Below are 24,379 nucleotides of genomic sequence, written 5' to 3' on the forward strand. Positions count from 1 at the left end.
GCGTCATCCGCGAATCGGCGCGTGTCCGTGCGACAATGATGGCGGGACGGCGCCGCCCGCGCGTGGGTGCGGGGGCCGGTGCCGCGCGACACCGCATGACGAAAGGAACGCCGATGAAGGCCGTATACGCTTCCCGCGTCGACAATGCCGATCCACTCGCCGCGCTCGCCGTGGGCGAGCTTCCCGGACCGGAGCCGAAACCGTTCTGGTCCACCGTGTCCGTGAAGGCCGTGACCGTCAACCACCATGACGTGTGGAGTCTTCGCGGCGTGGGACTGCGCGCCGAACAGACGCCGATGATCCTCGGCACCGACGCGGCCGGGATTCTCGACGACGACGTGCCGGGCCGCGGCGGGCTCAAGGCGGGAAGCGAGGTCGTGCTCTACACGTTCGTCGGCACCGACGGCACCGGCGTCGCGCCGGGGGAGCGCCGCACGATCCTGTCCGAGAAGTACCCGGGCACGATGGCCGAGAAGACGCAGGTGCCGGCCGCGAACGTGTTCGCGAAGCCGGCGAACCTGAGCCTCGCCGAGGCGGCGGCGCTCGGCACCAGCTGGCTCACCGCCTACTCGCTCGTGTTCACGTCCGCGAACGTCAAGCCCGGCGACGCGATCCTCGTGCAGGGCGCGGGCGGCGGCGTGTCCACCGCGGCGATCCAGCTCGCCCATGCGGCCGGGCTGGAGGTGTTCGTCACGTCGCGTTCCGAGGCCAAGCGCGAACGCGCGCTGGCGTTCGGCGCGGACGCCGCGTTCGAGACGGGCGCGCGCCTGCCGCGCAAGGTCGACGCCGTCATCGAATCGGTGGGCGCGGCCACATGGTCCCATTCCGTCAAGTCCGTGCGCCCCGGCGGCACGATCGCCGTGTGCGGCGCGACCACCGGCGACCAGCCGGGCGCGGAGCTCACGCGCGTCTTCTTCCAGGACATCCGTGTGCAGGGCAACACGATGGGCTCGCGCGACGACTTCGCGCGCCTGCTGCGCTTCGTCGAGCACGCCGGCATCCATCCCGTGATCGACTCGACGTTCGCCGGACTCGACGCTGCGCCGGACGCGTTCCGCCGTCTGATCGGCGGCGACGTGTTCGGCAAGGTCGCCATCACCGTGTGAGCCTCCATGTTTCCGGGGTGGCGGGGGAGTACAGTGAAACCACATTCTCAATAACGTGGAGGTAATGATAATGACGGACAGCAAGCCCGAAGTGGCGGTCGTCATGGGATCGTCCAGCGACTGGGAGACCATGAAGCGCGCCTGCGACATCCTCGACCAGTTCGGCGTGGCCTATCACAAGCAGGTGATCTCGGCCCACCGCACCCCGGAGCTCATGGCCGACTTCGCGCACAACGCGCGCGCCAACGGACTCAAGGTCATCATCGCCGGCGCCGGCGGCGCCGCCCACCTGCCCGGCATGATCGCCGCGCAGACCACGCTGCCCGTCATCGGCGTGCCCGTGCGCTCCCACGCCCTGTCCGGCTGGGATTCGCTGCTCTCCATCGTGCAGATGCCCGGCGGCATCCCCGTCGCCACCACCGCCGTCGGCAACTCCGGCGCCACCAACGCCGGCCTGCTCGCCGTGCAGATGCTCTCCGCGTTCGAGCCCGACCTGGCCGACAAGCTCCAGGCCTACCGTGAGTCGCTGAAGGAGAAGGTGGCGGAATCCAATGCCCAGCTTGTTTGAGGAAACCCACGGCGCCACGCAGATGCTGCAGCCGGGCGCGACCATCGGCATCATCGGCGGCGGCCAGCTCGGCCGCATGATGGCCCTGAGCGCCAAGTACATGGGCTTCCGCATCGGCGTGCTCGACCCGACCCCCGACTGCCCGACCGCGCAGGTCGCCGACTTCCAGGTCGTCGGCGAGTACGACGACAAGACCGCCATCCACGATCTGGCGGAGAAGTCCGACGTGCTCACCTACGAGTTCGAGAACGTGGACGCCGACTCCATCGACGAGGTGCGCCACCTGGTCGCTGCCCCGCAGGGCACCGACCTGCTGCGCGTCACCCAGGACCGCATCAACGAGAAGACGTTCATCAACAAGCACGGCATCGAGACCGCCCCGTGGCGCGAGGTCAACGACTTCGACGAGCTCGAGGCCGCCATCGACGACCTGCACTACCCGTGCGTGTTGAAGACCCGTTCCGGCGGCTACGACGGCCACGGCCAGCACGTGCTGAGGAACGACATGGATCTGGAGAAGATCCGCGCGCGCGGCGACCGCGGCGGCGGCTTCCCCCCGTCCATCCTCGAAGGTTTCGTCGACTTCGCGTTCGAGGCGTCCATCCTCGTGTCCGGCAACGGCAAGGACTACGTGACGTTCCCGATCGTGCGCAACGACCACCGCAACAACATCCTCCACATGACGATCGCCCCCGCCGAGGTCGACCCCTCGATCGCGCAGGCCGCGCACGAGATGGCGCTCGCGCTCGCCAAGGGCTTCGAACTGGCCGGCACGCTCGCCATCGAGCTGTTCGTCACCAAGGACGACCGCGTGATCGTCAACGAGCTCGCGCCGCGCCCGCACAACTCCGGCCACTACACGATCGAGGCGTGCTCCATCGACCAGTTCGACGCGCACATCCGCGGCATCGCCGGCTGGCCGCTCGTCCAGCCGAAGCTGCTGAGCCCCGCCGTCATGGTCAACGTGCTCGGCCAGCACGTGCTGCCCACGCGCGCGCAGATCGCCACGCACCCCGAGTGGAACGTGCATGACTACGGCAAGGCGCAGCTGCGCCACAACCGCAAGATGGGCCACATCACCGTGCTCACCGACGACACCGCGCGCACCGTGGACGAGCTCGAGGCGACCGGCTGCTGGGACGACCTGAAGCCCTATGCGCGCCCGTTCGTGCGCCCCGTGCCGCCCGCCGCCTCCGTCGCGTCCGGTTCCGCCGAAGCGAAGGCGTGAGTCGCGTCCATGGTCGAACACATCGAACGACAGACCAAGCAGAAGGACGCGATCCACGCGGCGCTCGCCGGCTGTGACGAGTTCATCTCCGCGCAGGACCTGCACCGGCGCATGCAGGACGAGGGATCGCGCATCGGACTGGCCACCGTGTACCGGCAGCTGAACGCGCTCGCCGACTCGGGCGCGGCCGATACGATCCGCCTGGACGGCCAGCAGCTGTTCCGCCTGTGCGGCGACGACGCGCACCATCATCATCTGGTGTGCAAGCGATGCGGCCGCACGGTCGAAATCGAGCCGCCGGACGAGGCGTGGCTGCGCGGCGTTGCCGCCAGACATGGGTTCACCGTCGAAAGCCACACGCTCGAGGTCTTCGGCCTGTGCCCGGAATGTCAAGGGAAGACAGCCGAAGCCGGGACGGCCGACTGAACTTGGCACCCGATGAGCCCCGCCACGGCGGGGCTCATCGGGTGCCAAGTTCAGTCGTCGCGACCGTATTCGTTGGACAGGCCCGCGGTCACATCGGTGAGCGTATCGCTGCCCTTGTCGTAGACGAACGTGCGGGTGCCGCCCTCGTCGTCGGTCAGCGTGTACGTGACGCCGTCGTCGGAACTCACCTGATAGACGACCGTCTGCGTGTCGTCGGGACGCATCGACTGCCATTGGGTGCTGGTCGCCTGGCCGTTTCCGAATTCGATACTCTCGCGGTACCCGCCGACGCCCGCGGCGAAGAAGAACGACCCGTGCGGGCCTTCCGCCGCCTTGCGCGCCGCCTCCGCGGCGTCCGCCTGCTGCTTCGCGGCGATCGACGAGTTCACCTTGCCGATCGCGTCGGTCAGCGACTGCGTGGCCTTGGCCATCTCCTTCGCGCTCGGCTTGCTCTTGCCCGCCACCTTGCGCGCGTCGTCGATCGCGGACTGCAGATCGGAGCGCGTGGAGTCATCGGCCACCTGCCCGGCCGAACTGTCGAGCACGTTCTGCGCCTGCGTGATCGCATCGTCGAGATCGGTCTTGGAATCCTTCAACGTCTTGGCATCGACGCTCGCGTTCACGGCCTTGACGGATGATTCGAGTTTTCCGCGCAGATCGCGGTTGTCGCCGGCGAGGTCGTCGAGCTTGCCCCGCACGGACTCCAGATCGTCGGTGACGAGCGCCGGATCGCAGGCCGGCGGATTCGTCGCGGTCGCGGTCTTGCTGTCGACGAGCTTCCTGAGCTTGTCGAGGGAATCCTTCGAATCCATGGTGCCGGGGTCCGTGGAGGCGAGCGTCTTCGCCTCCTTGAGGGCCTTCGTCATCGCCGTGTGCGCCTTGTCGTACTCCTTGGCGGATGACTGGCAGGCGGCCATCGCCGCGTCCCTGCGATGGTTCGACCACAGCATATACCCGCCGAAGCCGCCCGCGACCGCAACGACCGCGGCGACGATCGCGGCGATGACGATGACGCGACGGCGTTTGCCGTCCGATGCCCGCGATGCGGTCGGCGACGGTGTCGCGCCGGACGCCGCGGATGCCGACGGCGCGACCGGCATCGGTGACGGAGCCGCCGGCGCGTCCGGTTCGTCGTCGATGAACGTCGACTCGCTCGCCACGGCGGCGAGCGGGGCGAGCGGCGACGGTTCAATCGCCGGCGGCAGCGCCGACACGGGGGACGATGCGGCGGATGCGGATTCGGGGGCCGGTACGGGCGTCACCGGCGGCTGGGGAACGGCGGTCGGAGCGGGGGTCGATGCCGACGGCCGCGGTACGGGTGATGCGGACGGTTGCGGCACTGGGGATGGCGCGGGGGCCGGTGGTGCCGTGGGAGACGGCGGTGCCGGCGCGTCGACAATGGTCGCGTCGCTGATGGGTGAGGTGGCGGTTGGTGCTGCGCCGAGGGGCGCGGCGTCGGCCGGCAGGGGAGGCGCGCCCGTGTTCCGTTGCGACGATGGCGTCGGTGATGGGGGTGTGGGTGATGGCACGGATGGTGCCGAGGATGCCGGCTGGGGAACCGGTGGCAGGCGTCGCATGGTCGTGGATCCTTCTTCCTCTGCGCGTGCAGGTCTCCTGGGTCTCTCCCCATCGATTCTATTGCGCCGCATCGTCACGGCATCCCAGGTCTTTCCGGCGGTTCACAGACCGTGCGGCGGCTGCATGCCATCGACAGGAATCGCCCTCCGCGACGTGCGTTTTTCGTTTCTTTGTGTTTCTTAGGTAGGTTTTGCGTTTCTTAGGTACGTTGCGGCGGAGGCGGGAGGTCCGGGGACCGCGAGTCTGCGGTTCATGGGCGTGGTTTCGCCGGGGAGATGTACCTAAGAAACGTGCAACCTACCTAAGAAGTGAAAGCGTGCGCGTGATATGTGTGTGGCATGCGCGCGCCGGCCGCCGTTCCTGTTCCTTGTAGCGCGACACGCCGTTTCATTGCTAATGATAATAGTTCTCAATATGTGTTATGGTGTGACGCGTCACATGAAGCGGCCGGACATCGGCCGCGTAGAGAGGAATCATCATCATGTCCATTCCGACCACCATCAGGACCGCCGCCACACGTACGCTGGCCGCCGTCGCGGCGATCGCGGCGCTCGGCTCCCTCGCCGCCTGCGGTTCCGGTTCCGGTGCCGACGGCTCGTCCTCGGGGAAGATCGAGGTCGTCGCGTCGATTAACCAGTGGGGTTCCGTCGCCCGCGACCTCGGCGGCGACCACGTCGACGTCACCGCGATTATGACCAAGACCAACGTGGAGGCGCACGATTATGAGCCCACCGCGCAGGACGTCGCGAAGATCGGTTCGGCGAAGGTCGCCGTCGTCAACGGCGCCGACTACGACGCGTGGGCGACCAAGGCCGTCGCATCCACCAAGGCCACGCTCGTCGACGCGGCCGAGGCGGGCGGCGTCAAGCAGGGCGGCAACCCGCACGTGTGGTTCTCCGCCAAGGTGCGTTCCGCCGCCGCCGACGCGATCACCAAGGCCTACCAGCAGGCCGATCCGGCCCATAAGGACGACTACGCCGAGCTCAACAAGGACTGGCACGCCAAGGAGGACAAGCTCGAATCGAAGATCGAGGACGCCTCAGCCAAGACCAAGGGACTGCCGTACGCCGCCACCGAGTCCGTCGCCTGGTACCTCGCCGACGACCTCGGCATGACCGACGCCACGCCGAAGGGCTACAAGCAGGCCTCCGCCAACGAAAGCGAGCCGACCCCCGGCGACATCACCGAGTTCCGCAAGGCCCTGACAGGCGGCGGCATCGACCTGCTCGTCCTCAACACGCAGGAGGAGAACTCCACCACCACGCAGATCGTCTCCGCCGCCAAGGAAGGGAACGTGCCGACCGTCGAGCTCACCGAACAGATGCCGTCGCAGTACGACGACCTGCTCGACTGGATGGACGCGCTTGTCGCCGATTTCGCTTCCGCCGCGAAGTAGGGGCGTGATCCGCGGCCGGGCGTGAGGGGTGTCTCGGAACGGAACGGACCGAGGCACCCTTTGCGATAAGGTGAATGGTTGGAAAACGTGAGGAAACCGTCGCGGCTCTGGTCTTTCCAAGGTTCGACGGCGACAATGAACGGTTGTATGTCACACGGAACCGAGCGTATGGGTGAGTCAAGCAGTATGAATCAGGAATCACACGCCAAGATCGGGCATGATGCCGCGCAGACCGCATCTGACGGGACGGCCTCGAACGCATCTGGCGCATCTGGCGCATCCACGGCGTCCGCGTCCGCGGCGCCCGACCGCCCGGGACGGCGCCCGCATCCCGGACTGCCCGAGCCGCGGCCGTTCCCCGGCTGGCTGTACGCTGTGCTGTTCCTCGTCTTCGACGTCGCCGCGGTCGCGATTCTCGAGGTCGGCGTCAGCCTCGGCGCCTCCTCGCGCGTGACCCTGTCCAGCCCGGAGGTCGGCTGGGATTTCGTCGGCAAGATGTTCAACGCCCGGGAGCCCAACTTCGTGTTCCTGCTCAACATCCTGCTCGTCGGCGTGCTCTACCTCGCGCTGCTCATGATCTTCAACCGGTTCTGGATCGCCACGCCGGTGCTGGTGGCCGCGGCGATCGTCGTCGCCGTCATCGAGCATTTCAAGATTTCGATCCGTTACGAGGCCGTGCTGCCTTCCGACCTGAACTTCCTCAAGGCGGACGCCGGCAACCTCATGGGCTTCATGCCGGCCGGCGCGCATTGGGTGATCCTCGCCGCCGTCGCCGTGTTCGCCGTGTTCGTCGCCGTGTTCGTCGCGCTCAACCACATCGACGCGCGCCACGGCAGGCTGTTCCGCGGCTCCGACCGCCAGGCCCGATCCGTGGACGCGGTCGCGCGTCTGCTGCTCGTGCTCGTGCCCGGCCTGTTCTTCGGCCTGTACGCGATGCAGGTGAGCACCGTCGGCAGCTGGGCGAAGAACCTCGCCACCGTGATGGGCGACAAGCCGTCCATGTGGGATTCCGTGTACGACGCGCAGCGCAACGGCCCGCTCGTCGCGTTCATGCGCCAGGTCAACCCCAAGGTGATGGACAAGCCGTCCGAATACTCCGAGGAGACGATGCAGCAGGTCGCCCAACGCTACCGGAAGGCCGCCGCGAAGATCAACGCCACGCGTAGCAACAACCTCACCGACTCGACCGTCATCTACGTGCTGTCCGAATCCTTCTCCGACACGTCGCGCGTGCCCGGACTCAAAGTCAACAAGGATTCGATGCCGAACATCCGCTCGATCAAAGAGAACACCACCTCCGGCCTCATGCTCTCCTCCGGCTACGGCGGCGGCACCGCGAACCTCGAATACATGGGGCTCACCGGCCTGTCGATGGCGAACTTCGACTCGTCGCTGACGAGCCCCTACCAGCAGCTCGTCCCCGGCGAGCACTGGACGCCCACGATCAACCAGATGTGGGGCGCTCCGAAGAACTCGATCGGCCTGCACCCGTACGAATCCTCCATGTACTCGCGCGCCACCAACTACAAGAAGTTCGGCTTCTCCCACTTCTACACGCTCACCGGTCCGGACGTCATCTCCCATCAGGACAAGATCGACGAGAGCCCCTACGTCTCCGACGCCGCCACCTACCAGAGCACGCTGGAGGAGGTGAGGAAGACCAAGACCAACCAGTTCCTGCAGGTCATCACCATGCAGAACCACATGCCCTACCACGAGTGGTACAAGGACAACGACTTCACCGCCGAATCCACCACCGGCACGCCGCTCGGCAAGGACGAGCAGGAATCCATCGAGACCTACCAGAAGGGCCAGGCGATCACCGACGAGGCGACCGCCGACTTCCTCGACCAGCTCGACGCGATCGACAAGCCGGTCACCGTGGTCTTCTACGGCGACCATCTGCCCGGCATCTACTCGTCCGCCAGCGAGGACGACGACAACTCGCTCGCCCTCCACCTGACCGACTACTTCATCTGGTCGAACAAGGCCTCCAGCACGCAGGGCGTGAAGATCGACAACGCCGACTACTCGTCGCCGAACTTCTTCGTCGCGCAGGCCGCCGAACACATGGACGCCAAGGTGTCGCCGTACCTCGCGTTCCTCACGCTCATGCACCAGCACGTCTCCGCCATGGAGCCGCCGGTCGTCAACAAGATCCAAGGCTGGGACCGCATCCCCGAAGGCCAGGCGATCTACCTCGACAACGCGGGCAAGCCGATGGCCGCAAGCGACTTCGACGAGGAGACGAAACAGCTGCTGGAGGACTACAAGCTCATCCAGTACGACATCACCGACGGCCACAACTATCTCAAGGACACGGATTTCCTCACACTGCCGTAAAGCGGACACGTAAGGGGGCTTTCATGACCGACGGCGCCATGACCGGCGGCATCGACGACGGCATCGGCGACGCCATCGCCGCGACGTTCACGCGGCTCAGGACCACCTATGATTCCGGCCGCACACGCCCGCACGCATGGCGGCGCGCGCAGCTCGACGCGCTGCGCCGCATGCTGCGCGAGCATCGCGACGATTTCGCCGAAGCGGTCCACGCCGATCTCGGCAAACCGGTGGCCGAGACGATGCTCACCGAGCTCGATCTCGTCGCCGCCGAAGCCCGGTTCGCACGCGACCGGATCGGCCTGTGGACGCGTCGCAAGCCGGTCGTGATGCCGTTGGCGCTGCAGCCCGCGGCCGGCTGGACCGTCGCCGAACCGAAGGGCGTCGTGCTCGTCATCGCGCCATGGAACTATCCGGTGCTGCTCACGCTCGAACCGTTGGCCGACGCGCTCGCCGCCGGCAACGCGGTCTGCGTCAAACCGTCCGAACTCGCGCCGCGCACGTCGGCGTTGCTCGCGCGGCTGATCCCACGCTATCTCGATCCGGACGCGGTCGCCGTGGTCGAAGGCGGGGCGGGGGAGACCGGCGCATTGCTCGCGCATCCGTTCGACCACGTGTTCTACACGGGCGGCGAGCGTGTGGGCCGTATCGTCATGAAGGCGGCAGCCGAGCACCTGACGCCGGTCACATTGGAACTCGGCGGCAAATCGCCGGTCTTCGTCGATGGCACGGCCGATCTCGCCGTGGCGGCGCGGCGCATCGCATGGGGACGGTTCACGAACGCCGGTCAGACGTGTGTGGCCCCCGACTATGTGCTCGCCACGCCGGACGTGGCGGAGGCGCTGGCGGAGCGCATCGCCGTCGCCATCCGCGAGTTCTACGGGGACGATCCGCGCTGTTCGCCCGACTATGGGCGCATCGTCAACGTGCGTCACGTCGAGCGGCTGCGCGGGCTGTTGCCCGCGGCCGCCGCGTCGACCGCCGCTCCGGCAGGTCCGGCGCGTCCGACGTCGTCGTTGATCAGGGTGGCGTCCGTGTTCGGCGCCGTTTCGGATATGGTGCGCCGCCGTCTCGGCTCGTCCGGCGGCGGACCCGCGCCGGACGCGGCCGGACGCGTGGTGTGCGGCGGCGTGGTCGACCGTGCGGCGCGGTACGTCGCGCCCACCGTGCTGTTCGGCACGTCGCCGGACGCGCCGGTGATGCGCGAGGAGATTTTCGGTCCGATTCTGCCGGTCCTGGTCGTGCGTGACGCGGATGCGGCGATTCGGTTCGTGAACGCCCGTCCGCGTCCGCTCGCCGCGTACGTGTTCTCACGGGATCGTGCGACGCGGCTCGCCTTCGAGCGGCGTACTTCGTCCGGCGCGTTGGGGTTCGGCCTGCCGTTGGGGCATCTTCTGTCCGCGCGCCTGCCGTTCGGCGGCGTGGGCGCGTCCGGCATGGGTGCCTACCATGGCAAGGCCGGGTTCGACACGTTCAGCCACGTCAAGACGGTGACGGTGAAGCCGGAGCGTCCGGACACGCTGCGGCTGGTCTATCCGCCGTTCGACGCGATGACGCGAGGCGTCGTCGACGTGCTGCGACGATTGAGTTGATTGATTGGCTGTTTTCCGTAAAAAACGCCGCTGAGCGCTACTCAGCGGCGTTTTTTACGGAGATACGTCTATCCGGGCTGAACGTGGGACGATGCGTGTGGTAGCAAGGCGCGGAACATGAAGGCGTACGAAGGTACGTCGAGTCTCCCGCAACGCTGCTAACACACCATCGTCACGCGTTCAGGTTCCTGAAGTGAGGAAGGTGGTGCAGCTGCAAGGCGCACCGAGGGAAGGCGTACGAAGGTACGTCGACCGAGGAGCAACGCCGCAGATGCGGCGCATTCCTCACTTCAGGGCTTTGAAACCGATGTCGTGGCGATAGAACATGCCTTCGGTGGGCAGCGCGTCGATGACCGCGTACACCTTGTCCTGCGCGTCCTTGATGGTGGGCGCGGAGGTTTCGACGAAGAGGACGCGGCCGGAGGAGGCGACGAGCTCGCCGTTCTCGTCCTTGGCGACGCCGGCGTAGTAGACGTGGGAGTCCTCGTCGACGGGGATGGTGGGGATCTTCGCGCCCTTGACGACGTTGGTCGGGTAGCCGTCGGAGGCGAGGACGACGCCGAGGGTGACGCGGTCGTCGTCCCACGTGAACTCGGGGGTTTCGCCGTCGAGGATCGCGCTGATGCCGGCGGCCAGGTCGGAGGTGAGCTTCGGGAGGACGACTTCGGTCTCGGGGTCGCCGAAGCGGGCGTTGAATTCGATGACCTTCGGTCCCTCGGCGGTGGCGATGAGGCCCGCGTAGAGGATGCCGGTGAACGGCGTGCCCTCGTCGGCCATGGCCTGCACGGTGGGGCGCACGATGGTCTCGATGGCCTCGTCGACGACGGTCTGCGGGATCTGCGGCACGGGGCTGTAGGCGCCCATGCCGCCCGTGTTCGGGCCCTTGTCGTCGTCGTAGGCGCGCTTGTGGTCCTGGGAGATCGGCATCGGCCAGAACTCGGTGCCGTTGACGAAGCTCATCAGGGAGAATTCCTGGCCTTCGAGGAAGTCCTCGATGACGACCTTGGCGCCGGCGTTGCCGAAACGGTGGTCGATGAAGATGTCGTCGAGCGCGGCGACGGCGGTTTCGACGTCCATGGCGACGGTGACGCCCTTGCCGGCGGCCAGACCGTCGGCCTTGACGACGATCGGCGCGCCGTGTTCGCGCACGTAGGCGACGGCCGGTTCGAGCGTGTCGAAGGTCGCGTACTTGGCGGTGGGGATGCCGTGGCGTTCCATGAGCTGCTTGGCGAAGTCCTTGGAGCCTTCGATCTGGGCGGCGGCCTTGTTCGGGCCGAACGCCTTGAGGCCGGCGGCGGCGAAGTCGTCGACGAGGCCGTCGATGAGCGGCACTTCGGGGCCGACGAACGCCCAGTCGTAGCCGTTGTCCTTCATGAAGTCGATGAGCGCCGCGTGGTTCGACTCGTCGATGTGCGAGGTGCGGATGCCGTCGAGCTCCATGCCCGGGTTGCCGGGGGCGACGGTCACCTCCTCGACGCTGCCGCCGCGCTGGAGCGCGTGGGCGATGGCGTGCTCGCGCGCGCCGGAACCGATGACCAGAACCTTCTGACCCATTGCGTGTTGTCCTTTCAATCCAAAGCCCCCGCTGGCGGGGGCTTCATGAAGCGTGAATGTTACTTGAGCGCGATCTGCGTGCCGTCGGCGTCCTCGACGATCTCGCCGATGCGGTAGCCGGCCTCGCCGTTGGCCTCGAGCAGCTTGATGGTCTCGTCGGCGCGCTCGGCGGGGACGGCGAGCACCATGCCGATACCCATGTTGAAGATGTTGTACATCTCCATGTGGTCGATCTCGCCGGCCTTCTCCAGCACGTCGAAGATCGGCAGCACGGGCCAGGAGCCGAGCTTGATCTCAGCGGCGAGGCCGTCGGGGATCATGCGCGGCACGTTCTCGATGAAGCCGCCGCCGGTGATGTGCGCGACGCCCTTGACGACGCCCGCCTCGAACAGGGGCTTGAGGGCCTTCACGTAGATCTTGGTGGGGGTGAGGAGCACGTCGCCGAGCTTCGCGCCGCCGAGCTCGTCCAGTTCGGTGTCGACGGTGTAGCCGGCCTGCTCGAACAGGGCCTTGCGCACGAGGGAGAAGCCGTTGGAGTGGATGCCGGTGGACGGCAGGCCGATGAGCACGTCGCCCTTGGTGATGCCGGAGCCGTCGACGATCTTCGACTTCTCGGCCACGCCGACCGCGAAGCCGGCGAGATCGTACTCGTCCTCGTCGTACATGCCGGGCATTTCGGCGGTCTCGCCGCCGATCAGGCCGCTTCCGGCCTGCACGCAGCCGTCGGCCACGCCGGCGACGACCTGCTCGAGCAGGGCCGGATCGTTCTTGCCGCAGGCGATGTAGTCGAGGAAGAACAGCGGTTCGGCGCCCTGGGCGGCGATGTCGTTGACGCACATGGCGACGCAGTCGACGCCGATGGTGTCGTGCTTGCCGACCATCTTGGCGACGACGAGCTTGGTGCCCACGCCGTCGGTGCCGGAGATGAGCACCGGCTCCTTGTAGCCGAGGGAGGCGAGGTCGAACAGGCCGCCGAAGCCGCCGATGCCGCCGACCACGCCGGGGCGGTTCGTGCGGGCGACGTGCGACTTGATGCGCTTGACGACTTCGTAGCCGGCTTCGACGCTCACGCCGGCGTTCTCATATGCTTTGGGCATTGGGTTGGGCCTTTCTGATGTGGTGTGCCGCTCCCGCTGGCGGGAGCTGTCGGCATAGCCGACTGGGGGTTGGTCGTTGGTGGTGCCGCTCCCGCTGGCGGGAGCTGTCGGCGGGAGCCGACTGAGGGTGGTCTTGCCGAGGAGGCTCCTTCAGCCGTCATTCCGCGTCGGGCTGCACGGTGTACTCGTTGCCGATGTACTTGCTCTTGTACAGCGCGAACTCGGGCAGGCGCACGCGGTCCTCGGGGGTGAGGGACTTGAGGAAGTCCTCCTCGTAGTCGTCGAGCGCGGTCGGGTAGTCGCCGTTGAAGTAGGCGACGCACAGGCCGCCGTACGGGGCGTCCGCGCCGAGGCCGATCGATTCGACCAGACCGTCGAGCGACAGGAACGCGAGCGAGTCGGCGCCGATGTACTCGCGAATCTCCTCGACCGACTTGTGGCCGGCGATGAGCTCGCGCGTGGTGGAGATGTCGATGCCGTAGAAGCACGGGTACTTGAGCGGCGGCGAGCTGATGCGCATGTGCACCTCGGCCGCGCCGGCCTCCTTGAGCAGCTGCACGATGCGCTTCGACGTGGTGCCGCGCACGATCGAATCGTCGATGACGACGACGCGCTTGCCCTTGACGACGCTGCGCACGGCGGAGAGCTTCATGCGCACGCCCTGCTCGCGCAGCTCCTGCGTCGGCTGGATGAACGTGCGGGCCACGTACTGGTTCTTGATGAGGCCCATCTCGTTGGGCAGTCCCGCGGCCTCCGCGTAGCCGGACGCGGCGGACAGCGAGGAGTTCGGCACGCCGATGACCATGTCGGCGTCCACGCCGGATTCGGCGGCGAGGCGCGCGCCCATGCGCTTGCGGGCGGAGTGGACGTTCACTCCGTAGATGTCGGAGTCGGGGCGGGCGAAGTAGATGAACTCCATCGAGCAGATCGCGAGCTGCGTGTTGTTCGTGTACTGGACGATGCGGTAGCCGTGCTCGTTGACGACGACGATCTCGCCCGGGCGGATGTTGCGCACGAGTTCGGCGCCGACCACGTCGAGCGCGCAGGTCTCGGAGGCGAGCACGTAGGCGCCGTTCTTCATCTTGCCGAGGGAGAGCGGGCGGAAGCCGTTCGGATCGAGCGCGCCGATCATCGCGTCCTCGGTCATGAGCAGGTAGGCGAAGCCGCCGTGGACGGTGTTGAGCGCCTCCTTGAGCTTGTCCATGAAGGTGCGCTGCATGGAGCGGCGGATGAGGTGCATGAGCACTTCGGTGTCCGAGTTGGAGTGGAAGATCGCGCCCTCGTCCTCCAGCTTGCGGCGCAGGGACGGGCAGTTGGTGAGGTTGCCGTTGTGGCACAGGGCCACGTCGCCGTCGTGGAAGCGGAAGATGAACGGCTGGATGTTGTCCGTCGTGCCGGAGCCGGCGGTCGCGTAGCGCACGTGGCCGATCGCGCGGTCGCCCTTGAGGCGTTCGATCTCGCGTTCGTCGCCGAAGACCTGGGTCAGCAGGCCCAGGCCGCGGTGTCCGGTGAGGTGGCCGTTGTCGTTCGCGACGATGCCGGCGCCCTCCTGGCCGCGATGCTGCAGCGCGTGCAATCCGAAATAGGTGAGTCGTGCGGCGTCGGGGTGTCCCCATACGCCGAAGATGCCACATTCCTCATGAATGTCTTCGAGTTCAGCCGACAAGCCAAAGCTCCTTTTCAAACGTGGTCAGACATGGAGTTCACTACCTGTTCACCCTACCAATCGCCGGCTACATCATGGCGGCGCGTCGCGGCCGTGTCCGTCCCGCTATGTGGGCGTTTCCGGGGGCGGCGCGCGGGCGCGACACACGAAAGTAGAACAGACGTTCGATTGTTTGATATGATGATGGCGTTGCGTGATGATTGTCCGAACGTTTGTTTGATGATGGGAGGTGGTGGCGATGCCGGGTGCGGGCGGTTCCGGGCGGGGGCGCGTCTATCTCGCCATCGACCTCAAATCCTTCTACGCGTCCGTCGAATGTCATGCTCGTGGCCTCGATCCGTTGACGACGAACCTCGTCGTGGCCGACGAGACGCGCACCGACAAGACCATCTGCCTCGCCGTGTCGCCGTCGCTCAAGGCGTACGGGCTGCCGGGGCGTCCGCGCCTGTTCGAGGCGAAGGAACGGCTGCGGCGGGTGAACGCCGACCGCGCGCTCGCCGCGCCCGGCATGCGGCTGATGGGGGAGTCGTGCGACGCGCGCGACCTCGAACGTTCGCCGCGGCTCAAGGCGTCGATGATCATCGCCCCGCCGAGGATGGCGACGTACCTTGACGTCAGCGGGAGGATCTACGGCATCTATCTCAAATACGCGGCGCCCGAGCACATCCACGTGTATTCGATCGACGAGGTGTTCATCGACGCCACGCCGTATCTCGCATCGCTCGGCATGACCGCGCATCAGATGGCCATGACCATCGTGCGCGACATCCTGAGCGAGACCGGCATCACCGCGACCGCGGGCGTCGGCACGAACCTGTACCTCGCGAAGGTCGCGATGGACATCGTCGCCAAGCACATGCCCGCGGACGCGGACGGCGTGCGCGTCGCCGAGCTCGACGAGGCGTCGTACCGCCGCCTGCTGTGGGACCATCGCCCGCTCACCGACTTCTGGCGGGTCGGGCGCGGGTATGCGCGCAAGCTGGAGAAGGCGGGATTGATGACGATGGGCGACATCGCCCGGTGTTCGGCGGGGCGCGCCTCCGACTACTACAACGAGGAGCTGCTCTACCGCATGTTCGGCGTGAACGCGGAACTGCTCATCGACCACGCGTGGGGGTGGGAGCCGTGCACGATCGCCGACATCAAATCGTATGAGCCGGACGCGCACAGCACCAGCATCGGCCAGGTGCTCACCGGTCCCGCGGACTGGTCCACCGCGCGGCTCATCGCCAAGGAGATGGCCGATGCGCTCGCATTGGACCTCGTCGGCAAGGGGGTGCGCACGAACCGGCTCACGCTCGCCGTCGGGTACGACATCGGCAGTCTCGACGCGAGCCGGCTCGACGATTGCGAGACGCCGGAGATGAAACGGCTGGCGCGACGCGCCGCCGAGTCCTATCGCGGTCCGGTGGCGGTCGACCATTATGGGCGGAAGGTTCCCAAACCGTCGGTCGGCTCGATCGGACTGGGGGAGTTCACCTCCTCGTCGGCGCGCATCCGCGAGGCGATGACGCTGCTGTTCGAGCGCATCGTCGATTCGCGGCTGCTGGTGCGCAGGCTCACCGTCGTCGCCGACGATCTCGCCACGGACAAGGAGCTCGCCGCCGGCAAACGCTACGAGCAGCCCGACCTGTTCGCGCAGGATGATGGCGATGGGGGTGACGATCCGGGTGGCGACGGGTCGATGGCGGGAATGTCGGGCCATGCCGTGATGTCGACGGAAGATGGGCGCTCCGGCGGCGACGGTGTCCGGCCCCGTGGCGATGCCGGTGGGGGCGGCGGCGATGACGGTTGTCCCGTCGGAGAACCGGGTGGCGGCTCCGCCGGCGGCGACGGGCCCGACCGCGACGCGGTGGACCGCACGCTGCTGGCGATCAAACGCCGGTTCGGGAAGAACGCGGTCGTCAAGGCCATGAACATGGAACCCGGCGCCACCGGCATCGAACGCAACAACCAGATAGGAGGACACCATGCATGATCACCGGCTGTGCCGCTCCCGCTGGAGAAACCAGACCGCGGCAGAGGGCATCCGGCGATTGCCGGGCCTGTTCTTCGCTCCCGCTGGCGGGAGCTGTCCCGCGTATGCGGGACTGAGGGTGGCCGTGGAGATGCCGTCAGGAGGCGCCCGTCATGGCATTGCATGAGACGCACCGCTACGACGACATCATCGACATGCCGCACCACGTGTCCCGACGGCATCCGCCGATGTCGCGGCACAAACGCGCGGCCCAGTTCATGCCGTTCGCCGCGCTTACCGGCTACGAGCAGGTCATCGAGGAGACCGCGCGCCGCGTCGAGGAGTCCGTCGCCGCCCGCGACGCGCAATACGACCGCGACTTCGGCGCGTGACCATGGAACGGGTGCGGCTCGCGCGGCCGCGGTCAGGCATCCGGCCGGAGTCCGGTCGCGGTCAGGCATCCGATCGTAGCGCGGCCGCGAACGGTGACGCGGTGTAAGGTGTGTCGGCATCGGATCGGACGGGAAGGAGTCGCGGGAATGGTGGAGGCCGTCGTGATGCTCGCGTTCTGTGCGGCGCTGTTCGCAAGCGTCGCGCAAGGCTGGTCGATCATCCCCGCGCTGCTGATCGGCGTGGTGCTGTTCGCCGGATACGGGTTGGTGCGCGGCCGGAAGCTGTCCGCGATGACGCGCCGTGCGGTCGGCAGCATCCGCGCCGCGGGCATGATTCTCGTGACGTTCGCGCTGATCGGCATGCTGACCTCCCTATGGCGGGCCAGCGGCACCATCGCGTTCATCGTCGCCCACGCCTCGTCCCTGATTCACGGCGCGACCGTACTGCCGCTGACGTTCCTCCTCTGCTCGGCGATGTCGATACTGGTCGGCTCGTCGTTCGCCAGCGCCGCGACCATGGGCACGATCTGCATGTCGCTGGGGCTGTCGATGGGCGCCCATCCGGTGATGCTCGGCGGCGCGGTGCTCGCCGGCGTGTACGTGGGGACCGGTTCTCCCCGGTCTCCACCAGCGCGCTGCTCGTCGCGCAGCTCACTCACACGAACCTGTTCTCCAATCTCGGGCGCATGCTGCGCACCGGAGCGATACCGTTCGCCGTGAGCTGCATCGTCTACGTGGCGGCGGCCGTGGCCGGCGTCATGTCCGGAGATGGAACGACGACGGCCGTCGGTTCCGGCGGCGTACCAATCGCCGGATTGTTCGCGAAGGCGTTCGACCTGCATTGGCTCACCGTGACGCCGGCGATCCTCGTGGTCATCATGGCGCTGCTGCGCGTGGACGTGCGGCTGACCATGCTGACGAGCATCGCCGTATCCGCGGTGGTGTGCGTCGGCGTGCAGCGCATGGCCTGGCCGGAACTGCTGCGCCTCCTCGTGGACGGATACCATGCCGGCAATCCGCGCGTCGGCGCGCTGCTCGACGGCGGAGGCATGATCTCCATGCTGAACGTGGCGGCGATCGTGTGCATCTCATCCGCCTACGCGGGCATCTTCGCCGAAACCCGCATGCTCGCCCGGTTGCGGCACGCCATCGACGCGCTGGGCTCCCGTTTCGGCGCGACCGGCGCGACCACGGTCGTCGCGTCGTGCGCCGCGGCGCTCTCCTGCAACCAGACCCTGACGATCATGCTCACCCACCAGCTCTGTTCGGGACTGTACGGCGACGACGAGGCGTCGCGCGGTGACCGCGCCGTCGATCTGGAGGACTCCGCCGTCGTCATTGCGCCGCTGATCCCCTGGTCGATCGCCGGCGCGGTGCCGTTGGCCACGATAGGTGCCCCCACCGCGAGCATCGCCGCCGCGACGTTCCCCTATCTTCTGCCGCTCACCCGGCTCCTCACGGCAGTGCCGCGCCACCGGCGCCACAGCCGGAGGGAAAAGACCGTCGGTCTCGGACATCCGCGGCCGCGCGGGGGTGATGACGCTATCATGGCATCCGTATGACGTGGACGGCATCCATATGACATGGGTGAGGACTTCAACGAAAGGACGGCCGAGGATGGGCGTGAGAATCGGAAGGGCGTTGGCCGCCATGATGCTGTGCGGTGCGCTCGCCATCGGACTGGGCGCATGCGGGTCGTCGAACGCCTCCGACGCGAACGGGTCGGCGAACGGCTCCGCGAACAGTTCGCAGACCAGCGGGGATTCCTCCAAGAAGTCCGAACAGTCCGGCAAGTCGGATTCCGACGGTTCGGCCACGACGACGGATGGCTCGGACAGCGCGTCCACTTCCTCGGACGCATCCGGCTCCGGCGACGCTTCGGCATCCGCCGCTCCGGTCGACATTACCGGCACCTACGAGTTCTCCGATTTCGGCAAGGACTGCACGAAGGACTGCAAGATCACCGTCACCGTCAAGGACGGCATGATCTCCGCCGTCATGTCCGACGACTTCGGCGAATACCCGTACTGGTACGGCACCGTCGACTCCGCCTCCATCGCGAAGACCGGCAAGTGGACCAGCAAGGCCGATCCGAAGTCCGCGCAGGGCAGGAAGGTCGCCAAGTCCGAGTTCGGCTCCGAGGATTCCACCAAGGAGTTCACCTACGACGCGAAGGCCAAGAGCATCAACTTCGACCTTAAATTCTATGTGCGCGTCAACCACGTGAAGGCCAAGCTCGTCGGCTGAGGCAGGGGCCGCCCGTATCGGCGGGGCACATGTGAGTCACATGTCGGTGGTTGGCACGTCGATGGGCCGCATGTCGGTGAATCACATGTCGGTGAGCCCGGCCGCGGCGAACGCCTTGCGGTAGACGGCGACGAGGTCGTCCAGCCGCATCGACGCGTTCGCCGGACTCGTCGACGGCAGCGGCGTCATCGGCACGTCGAGACCTGCGGCCGACAGTTGCGGCGTGATGAGTCGCCGGTACAGTTGCGCCGCCTTGCCGCCCGTCGTGAAGACTCGGACGATCGGTGCGGCGCGTACGATCGGAACGATGTCGTTCGGCGTCGCGTCGCGGATGCTCGCGTCCGCCGCGCCGTCGATGTCACATGACGCGATCACATCCCATAGGGCGACGTGATGCCGCAATGCGAACGCGCGGCGCGATTCGGGGGAGTCGCCGACGCGGTCGGACGCGTCGCCGGGGTCCGTAAGCACCGCCTGCAGCACCGGCCAGAACCGGTTGCGCGGATGCATGTAGTAGAACGCCGCCTCCCGCGATTTCGGACTCGGCATCGATCCCAACACCAATGCCCGCGACGATCCGTCCCACACCGGCCCGAAGCCATGCTCCACATGCACCATGCCGTCCATCATAGGCAGTGCCGACATGGGTGGTGTCGGTATGGGTGGCACTGGCGTGGGTGGCACCGGTACGAGTGGTGTCGGTATGGGTGGCACCGATATGGACGGTGCCGGCCGTCGGAGCGATGCGCGGATTGTCCGACACACCATGTAGTTATGTACATAACACATAACTATTGAATAAGTAGCCGTTGTCTGAACTTTATGGCATGGTCGCCGTTCGATGGTCGATGTGTTGGCGGCGTGCCGCCGACGGTACGCCGTATCGCGCCCGGGCATGGAAGACGGGCGAAGATGAAGGAAAGGAACCTCATGAGGAACAACAATGGGGGAGGGCTCCGGGTTTCATGGCGTGCCGCGGTCGGCGCGCTGGTCTCCTGCGCCACACTGCTGTGCGGTCTGACCGTCGCCTCCACGGCCCAAGCCGATGAATCGACCGTCGACACGAATCTGGGCAACGCCGTCAGAATCGAACCGGCGACGAAGAACGGGAACGACTACACGGGCACGAAGCAATATCTCGCCTCATCGGACACAGTCAAGACCCCGCTGGTGTTCAGCGACAAGGAAGACGATAATACGCTGTGGAACATCGCAGGCTGGGGTGATAACACGGTCTATGACGATGCCGTATATGCTCAGGCGCCGCACACCGTCTCCCTCAAGAACCAGAAGACCGGTTTCCGCATCAAGGGTGGCAACGTCGCTTGGAACGGCCAGTACCAGGAGGATCTGAACCAGTACAATAAGAAGGTGCTGTCCTGGGATGGCGACGGCCATGGCGGCTGGGAATCTATCAAGGTCGAACCGGCTGGCAACGGCACCGTCGCTTTGAGGGACACCGATACCGGTCTGTACTTCAAGTTCGACGGAACCAATCTGGTGACCACCGATAAGACGGACGCCATCGACGATGCAGGCCACTTCCTCCTGCACACCAGCCAGACCACTCCCGTCGCGCCGACCGGCGTGAAGGTCTCCGACATCGCCGACACCGTCGCGACCGTGAGCTTCGCGGAGGCGAAGGACTCCTTCGTCACCGACTACGAGGTCACCGCCACGCCGACGACCGACAAATCCGCGAAGACCATCGACGTCAAGGCGACGACCACCACCGTCAAGCTTGAAGGACTCACCTCCCACACCGCATACACGGTGAGCGTCAAGAGCCTGTTCGGCAATACCGCTTCCGCAGCCGGTGATGCCGCCACGTTCAAGACGACCGCCGGCGCCCCGCTGCCCGCCCCGAAGAACGTGAAGGCGGAGGAAGCCAAGGACAAGGACGGCAACGCCACCGGCATTACGCTCACCTGGGACAACGTCGACGGAGCCAAGGGCTATGAGGTCTATCGCGCCAAGTCCGGTTACGCCAAGGACTCGGACTTCGTGAAGGTCAGCGGCGACCAGCCGGTCAACGCCACCACGTTCACCGACAAGCTCGCGGACCTGAACAAGAACGACAAGGGCAAGACCGACGAGTACGCCAACTACTACAAGATTCGTACCGTGAACCAGTACGACGACCTGTCCGTCTTCGATGACGCGACCGCCTCCCTCGACCAGACCCTCTTCGGCGACCACACGCTCGTGTTCGCCCCGACAGACGACATGGCCAAGGTGGACAAGGTCCTCGCCGACCTGTTCACCAAGCAGAACGACCGCGGTGCCGACGCCCAGTTCAAGAGCGAGCACTGGCAGGTCTACTTCAAGCCGGGCGATTACGTCAAGACCAAGGACTCGGCCATCTCCACCATCGATCTCGGCTTCTACACCAACATCAACGGTCTGGACAAGACGCCGAAGGATACGATGCTGAACAACATCTCCATTCCGGCGTATCTTGACAGCAACAACGCCACCTGCAACTTCTGGCGTGCGATCGAGAACATCGGCGTGAAAAACACCGGCTTCGACAACGGTCAAGCCGGCAACGGCTCCTGGCGTCCCCAGTATCTGAACTGGGCCGTGGCCCAGGCCGCACCGATGCGTCGCGTGTGGACCGACCGCCCGGTCGCCTACGATTGGCAGTACGGCTGGGCCTCAGGCGGCTATGTGGCCGACTCCCAGTTCGAAGGCCAAGGGGGCGACAAGAAGGAGGGCGCCGGCACCTGGTCCGGCCAGCAGTTCTACACCCGCAACTCCGATTTCAACGACAACACCGCCTACGGCACCACGCTCAACAACTTCCTGCAAGGCGTGACCGGTGCGAATAACGTCAAGGCGCTGGACGGACAGAACGGTATGACCCTCAAGGATGCCGCCGGCAAGCGCGTGGGCGTCAGCAATTGGGGAGTCGCCGGTGCGGACGGTGCCCAGCAGGTTCTGACCTCCATCGACTCCACCGAGAAGATCGCCGAGAAGCCGTTCCTCTACCTTGACGACAACGGCGAATACCAGGTGTTCGTGCCCGGCTACCGCAAGAACGCCAAGGGCGTCAGCTGGGGCGACGGCAAGGACAACAACGGCATGGGCGTGGGCGAAAGCATCCCGCTCTCCAAGTTCTACATCGCAGATCCCAATGACGACCAGTTCGCCGAGCATGTCAACAAGGCCATCGAAGACGGCAAGAACGTCTATCTGAAGCCCGGCGTGTACCACGCGAAGTCCCCGATCGACGTCAACCGCAACGACGTGGTCGTGCTCGGCACCGGTATGGCGACCATCATCCCGGACAACGAGGACGCCGCCCTCAAGATCGGCGACAAGGCGAAGAAGGGCGTGCGCATCGCGGGTCTGATCTTCGATGCCGGCAAGCACTCGAAGTATCTGGTGAAGGTCGGCGACACGAAGAACAACGCGGGCGATGCAGACGATCCGATCGAGCTGCAGGACATCTTCTACCGCATCGGCGGCACCACCGACAGCACCACCTCCGCCGATTACGGCATCGTGATCAACACCAAGAACACGATTACCGATCACTTCTGGATCTGGCGCGCCGACCACGGCGCCGGCGTCGGCTGGCCCAGCGGCGAGAACAAGTGGAACTACTCCAAGAGCGGCATGGTCGTGAACGGCGACAATGTGATCGCATACGGCCTGTTCAACGAACACCACGAGGAGTACGACACGCTCTGGAACGGCGAGAACGGCAAGACGTTCTTCTACCAGAACGAGAAGTGCTACGATCCGATCTCCCAGGATTCGTGGAAGTCCCACAACGGCACCGTGAACGGCTACGCCGCCTACAAGGTCGCCAACGGCGTGAAGAACCACTACGCCGTCGGTCTCGGCATCTACAACGTGTTCATCTACACCGGTCCCGAGGTGAAGAACGACGGTAATGACGGCAGCAGCCCCACCGACCCCAACCAGCACACCGGTGACGGTACGGCGGCCATGGAGATGGACAACGCCGTCGAAGTGCCGAACTCCAAGGGCGTCGTCATCGAGAACGTCACCACCCAGTCGTTCGCCGATCTGAAGGATAAGGAGAAGAACAACAAGGCCGTCCGCAAGTTCAACTCCATCGTCAACGGCGTTGGCGGCAAAGTCGGCAGCGGCCCGAACATCACGAGCTGGAACCGCAAGTTCCTGCTTCGCTACCAGGGCAACGACACCAAGGACAAGGACAGCAAGACGGTCGACGGCAAGACCGGTGACGCCAAATACGGCACCGCCGAGTACGGCAAGGACCCGGGTCTGACGAATACCGATGAGAACGGCACGGACGTCACGTCCAAGTTCAACAAGTTCATCGGCACCGACAAGTCTGAAACCGTCCGCCAGCTGGGCGAGGAGGTCGACCTGACCAAGCTGCCCGACCTGAAGAAGGCGATCGACGCCGCCGAGGCGAAGACCAAGGAATCGGACTACACGACGAAGTACACCGCGGACAGCCGCAAGGCAATCGAAAAGGCTCTTGCCGACGCGAACACGGTCTACAAGAACCTCACCAATGCCGACTACCTCAAGTACGACGCCAAGTCCTCCGATGCCAAGGCCATTGAGAGCAGCCTCGCCGCCCTGAACAAGAAACTCGATCTGAACGGCGCCGACTACTCCAACCTGGACAAGGCCATCAAGGAGGCCGAGTCCAAGAAGCAGTCGGACTACACCGAGAAGACGTGGACCCCGTTCGCCGCGGCGTTGAAGGCCGCGAAGGACGTCAAGCGCGATCTCAAGGTCACCGACCAGGCGACCGTCGATGCTGCGACCAAGGCCCTGACCGATGCCGCCGCCGCGTTGGCGAAGAAGGCCGACTACTCCAACCTGGACAAGGCCATCAAGGAGGCCGAGTCCAAGAAGCAGGATGAGTACACCGAGAAGACGTGGACCCCGTTCGCGAATGCGCTCGCCTCCGCAAAGGGCATCGACCGTGACCTCGCCGACTCCGACCAGAAGACCATCGACGATGCGGCCAAGGCCTTGACCGATGCGGCCGCCGCGTTGACGAAGAAGGCCACCGAGCCGTCCGAGCCGAACAAGCCGTCCGAGCCGAACAAACCGGGTAACGACCAGTCCGGCCAGCAGTCCGGTCAGAAGCAGTCCGGTGGCCAGATGGCGAACACCGGTGTGTCGGTCCTCGTACCGGCCGTGATCGTGCTGCTGTGCGCGATCGCCAGTGGCATCGTGCTCACGTTCCGCCGCGTGAAGCACTGACCTCAGCCG

At 66.1% G+C, this 24,379-nt stretch carries 15 protein-coding genes and 2 pseudogenes; 12 read left to right on the top strand and 5 right to left on the bottom strand.

Features of this window, described 5'->3' with window-relative positions:
- The first annotated feature begins 113 nt into the window (after positions 1-113).
- The 4 genes and pseudogenes from BSTEL_RS02920 to BSTEL_RS02935 all read left to right on the top strand — a co-directional run bounded on the left by BSTEL_RS02920 (position 114) and on the right by BSTEL_RS02935 (position 3,328).
- Positions 114-1,106, top strand: coding sequence for a zinc-binding dehydrogenase (locus tag BSTEL_RS02920; protein ID WP_034526946.1), 993 nt, complete (start codon positions 114-116; stop codon positions 1,104-1,106).
- Positions 1,107-1,176: 70 nt separating this feature from the next.
- A complete protein-coding gene (gene purE, locus BSTEL_RS02925; protein ID WP_034526948.1) occupies positions 1,177-1,674 on the top strand; it encodes a 5-(carboxyamino)imidazole ribonucleotide mutase in 498 nt (165 codons plus the stop codon).
- Positions 1,658-2,824, top strand: a pseudogene (gene purK, locus BSTEL_RS02930) (5-(carboxyamino)imidazole ribonucleotide synthase); the annotation flags it as partial. The gene purE and the pseudogene purK, both read left to right, overlap by 17 nt.
- Before the next feature lie 87 nt (positions 2,825-2,911).
- The gene (locus tag BSTEL_RS02935) at positions 2,912-3,328 is read left to right on the top strand and encodes a Fur family transcriptional regulator (protein WP_034526951.1); all 417 of its coding nucleotides are present in this window, start codon (positions 2,912-2,914) and stop codon (positions 3,326-3,328) included.
- 50 nt (positions 3,329-3,378) lie between these two features.
- On the opposite strand, the gene BSTEL_RS11330 is transcribed toward BSTEL_RS02935, so the two are convergent.
- On the bottom strand, positions 3,379-4,590 hold the full coding sequence (locus BSTEL_RS11330; RefSeq protein WP_051922800.1) for an FIVAR domain-containing protein: 1,212 nt from the start codon (positions 4,588-4,590) through the stop codon (positions 3,379-3,381).
- Between the two features lie 797 nt (positions 4,591-5,387).
- On the opposite strand from BSTEL_RS11330, the gene BSTEL_RS02945 reads away from it, so the two are divergent.
- The 3 genes from BSTEL_RS02945 to BSTEL_RS02955 all read left to right on the top strand — a co-directional run bounded on the left by BSTEL_RS02945 (position 5,388) and on the right by BSTEL_RS02955 (position 10,237).
- The gene (locus BSTEL_RS02945) at positions 5,388-6,302 is read left to right on the top strand and encodes a metal ABC transporter solute-binding protein, Zn/Mn family (RefSeq protein ID WP_034526953.1); all 915 of its coding nucleotides are present in this window, start codon (positions 5,388-5,390) and stop codon (positions 6,300-6,302) included.
- Between the two features lie 186 nt (positions 6,303-6,488).
- Positions 6,489-8,645, top strand: coding sequence for a sulfatase-like hydrolase/transferase (locus BSTEL_RS02950; protein ID WP_084686076.1), 2,157 nt, complete (start codon positions 6,489-6,491; stop codon positions 8,643-8,645).
- Positions 8,646-8,683: 38 nt separating this feature from the next.
- Positions 8,684-10,237, top strand: a complete 1,554-nt coding sequence (locus BSTEL_RS02955; RefSeq protein WP_051922808.1) for an aldehyde dehydrogenase family protein — start codon at positions 8,684-8,686, stop codon at positions 10,235-10,237.
- Between the two features lie 285 nt (positions 10,238-10,522).
- Here BSTEL_RS02955 and purD read toward each other — a convergent pair whose 3' ends face one another.
- The 3 genes from purD to purF form a co-directional block, all read right to left on the bottom strand.
- Positions 10,523-11,791: a phosphoribosylamine--glycine ligase gene (gene purD / locus BSTEL_RS02960; RefSeq protein ID WP_034526955.1), complete on the bottom strand. Its 1,269-nt coding sequence runs from the start codon at positions 11,789-11,791 to the stop codon at positions 10,523-10,525.
- Between the two features lie 59 nt (positions 11,792-11,850).
- Positions 11,851-12,888: a phosphoribosylformylglycinamidine cyclo-ligase gene (purM, locus tag BSTEL_RS02965; protein ID WP_034526957.1), complete on the bottom strand. Its 1,038-nt coding sequence runs from the start codon at positions 12,886-12,888 to the stop codon at positions 11,851-11,853.
- 157 nt (positions 12,889-13,045) lie between these two features.
- Positions 13,046-14,554, bottom strand: a complete 1,509-nt coding sequence (purF, locus tag BSTEL_RS02970) for an amidophosphoribosyltransferase (protein ID WP_034526959.1) — start codon at positions 14,552-14,554, stop codon at positions 13,046-13,048.
- 238 nt (positions 14,555-14,792) lie between these two features.
- Here purF and BSTEL_RS02975 point away from each other — a divergent pair, with 238 nt between their 5' ends.
- The 4 genes and pseudogenes from BSTEL_RS02975 (at position 14,793) to BSTEL_RS02990 (ending at position 19,150) form a co-directional block, all read left to right on the top strand.
- On the top strand, positions 14,793-16,532 hold the full coding sequence (locus BSTEL_RS02975; RefSeq protein ID WP_034526962.1) for a Y-family DNA polymerase: 1,740 nt from the start codon (positions 14,793-14,795) through the stop codon (positions 16,530-16,532).
- A gap of 152 nt (positions 16,533-16,684) precedes the next feature.
- A complete protein-coding gene (locus BSTEL_RS02980) occupies positions 16,685-16,903 on the top strand; it encodes a hypothetical protein (RefSeq protein ID WP_034526964.1) in 219 nt (72 codons plus the stop codon).
- Between the two features lie 147 nt (positions 16,904-17,050).
- Positions 17,051-18,465, top strand: a pseudogene (locus BSTEL_RS02985) (Na+/H+ antiporter NhaC family protein).
- A gap of 61 nt (positions 18,466-18,526) precedes the next feature.
- Positions 18,527-19,150: a hypothetical protein gene (locus tag BSTEL_RS02990; RefSeq protein ID WP_156963140.1), complete on the top strand. Its 624-nt coding sequence runs from the start codon at positions 18,527-18,529 to the stop codon at positions 19,148-19,150.
- An 81-nt stretch (positions 19,151-19,231) separates the two neighbouring features.
- Here the strand turns inward: BSTEL_RS02990 and BSTEL_RS02995 are convergent, their stop codons facing one another.
- On the bottom strand, positions 19,232-19,795 hold the full coding sequence (locus tag BSTEL_RS02995) for a DNA-deoxyinosine glycosylase (RefSeq protein ID WP_420796389.1): 564 nt from the start codon (positions 19,793-19,795) through the stop codon (positions 19,232-19,234).
- Between the two features lie 285 nt (positions 19,796-20,080).
- On the opposite strand from BSTEL_RS02995, the gene BSTEL_RS11335 reads away from it, so the two are divergent.
- Entirely contained in the window at positions 20,081-24,370 is a 4,290-nt protein-coding gene (locus BSTEL_RS11335) for a fibronectin type III domain-containing protein (protein WP_162178973.1), read from the top strand.
- Positions 24,371-24,379 lie beyond the last annotated feature (9 nt).

It is taken from the genome of Bifidobacterium stellenboschense (assembly GCF_000741785.1).
Classification (GTDB): domain Bacteria; phylum Actinomycetota; class Actinomycetes; order Actinomycetales; family Bifidobacteriaceae; genus Bifidobacterium; species Bifidobacterium stellenboschense.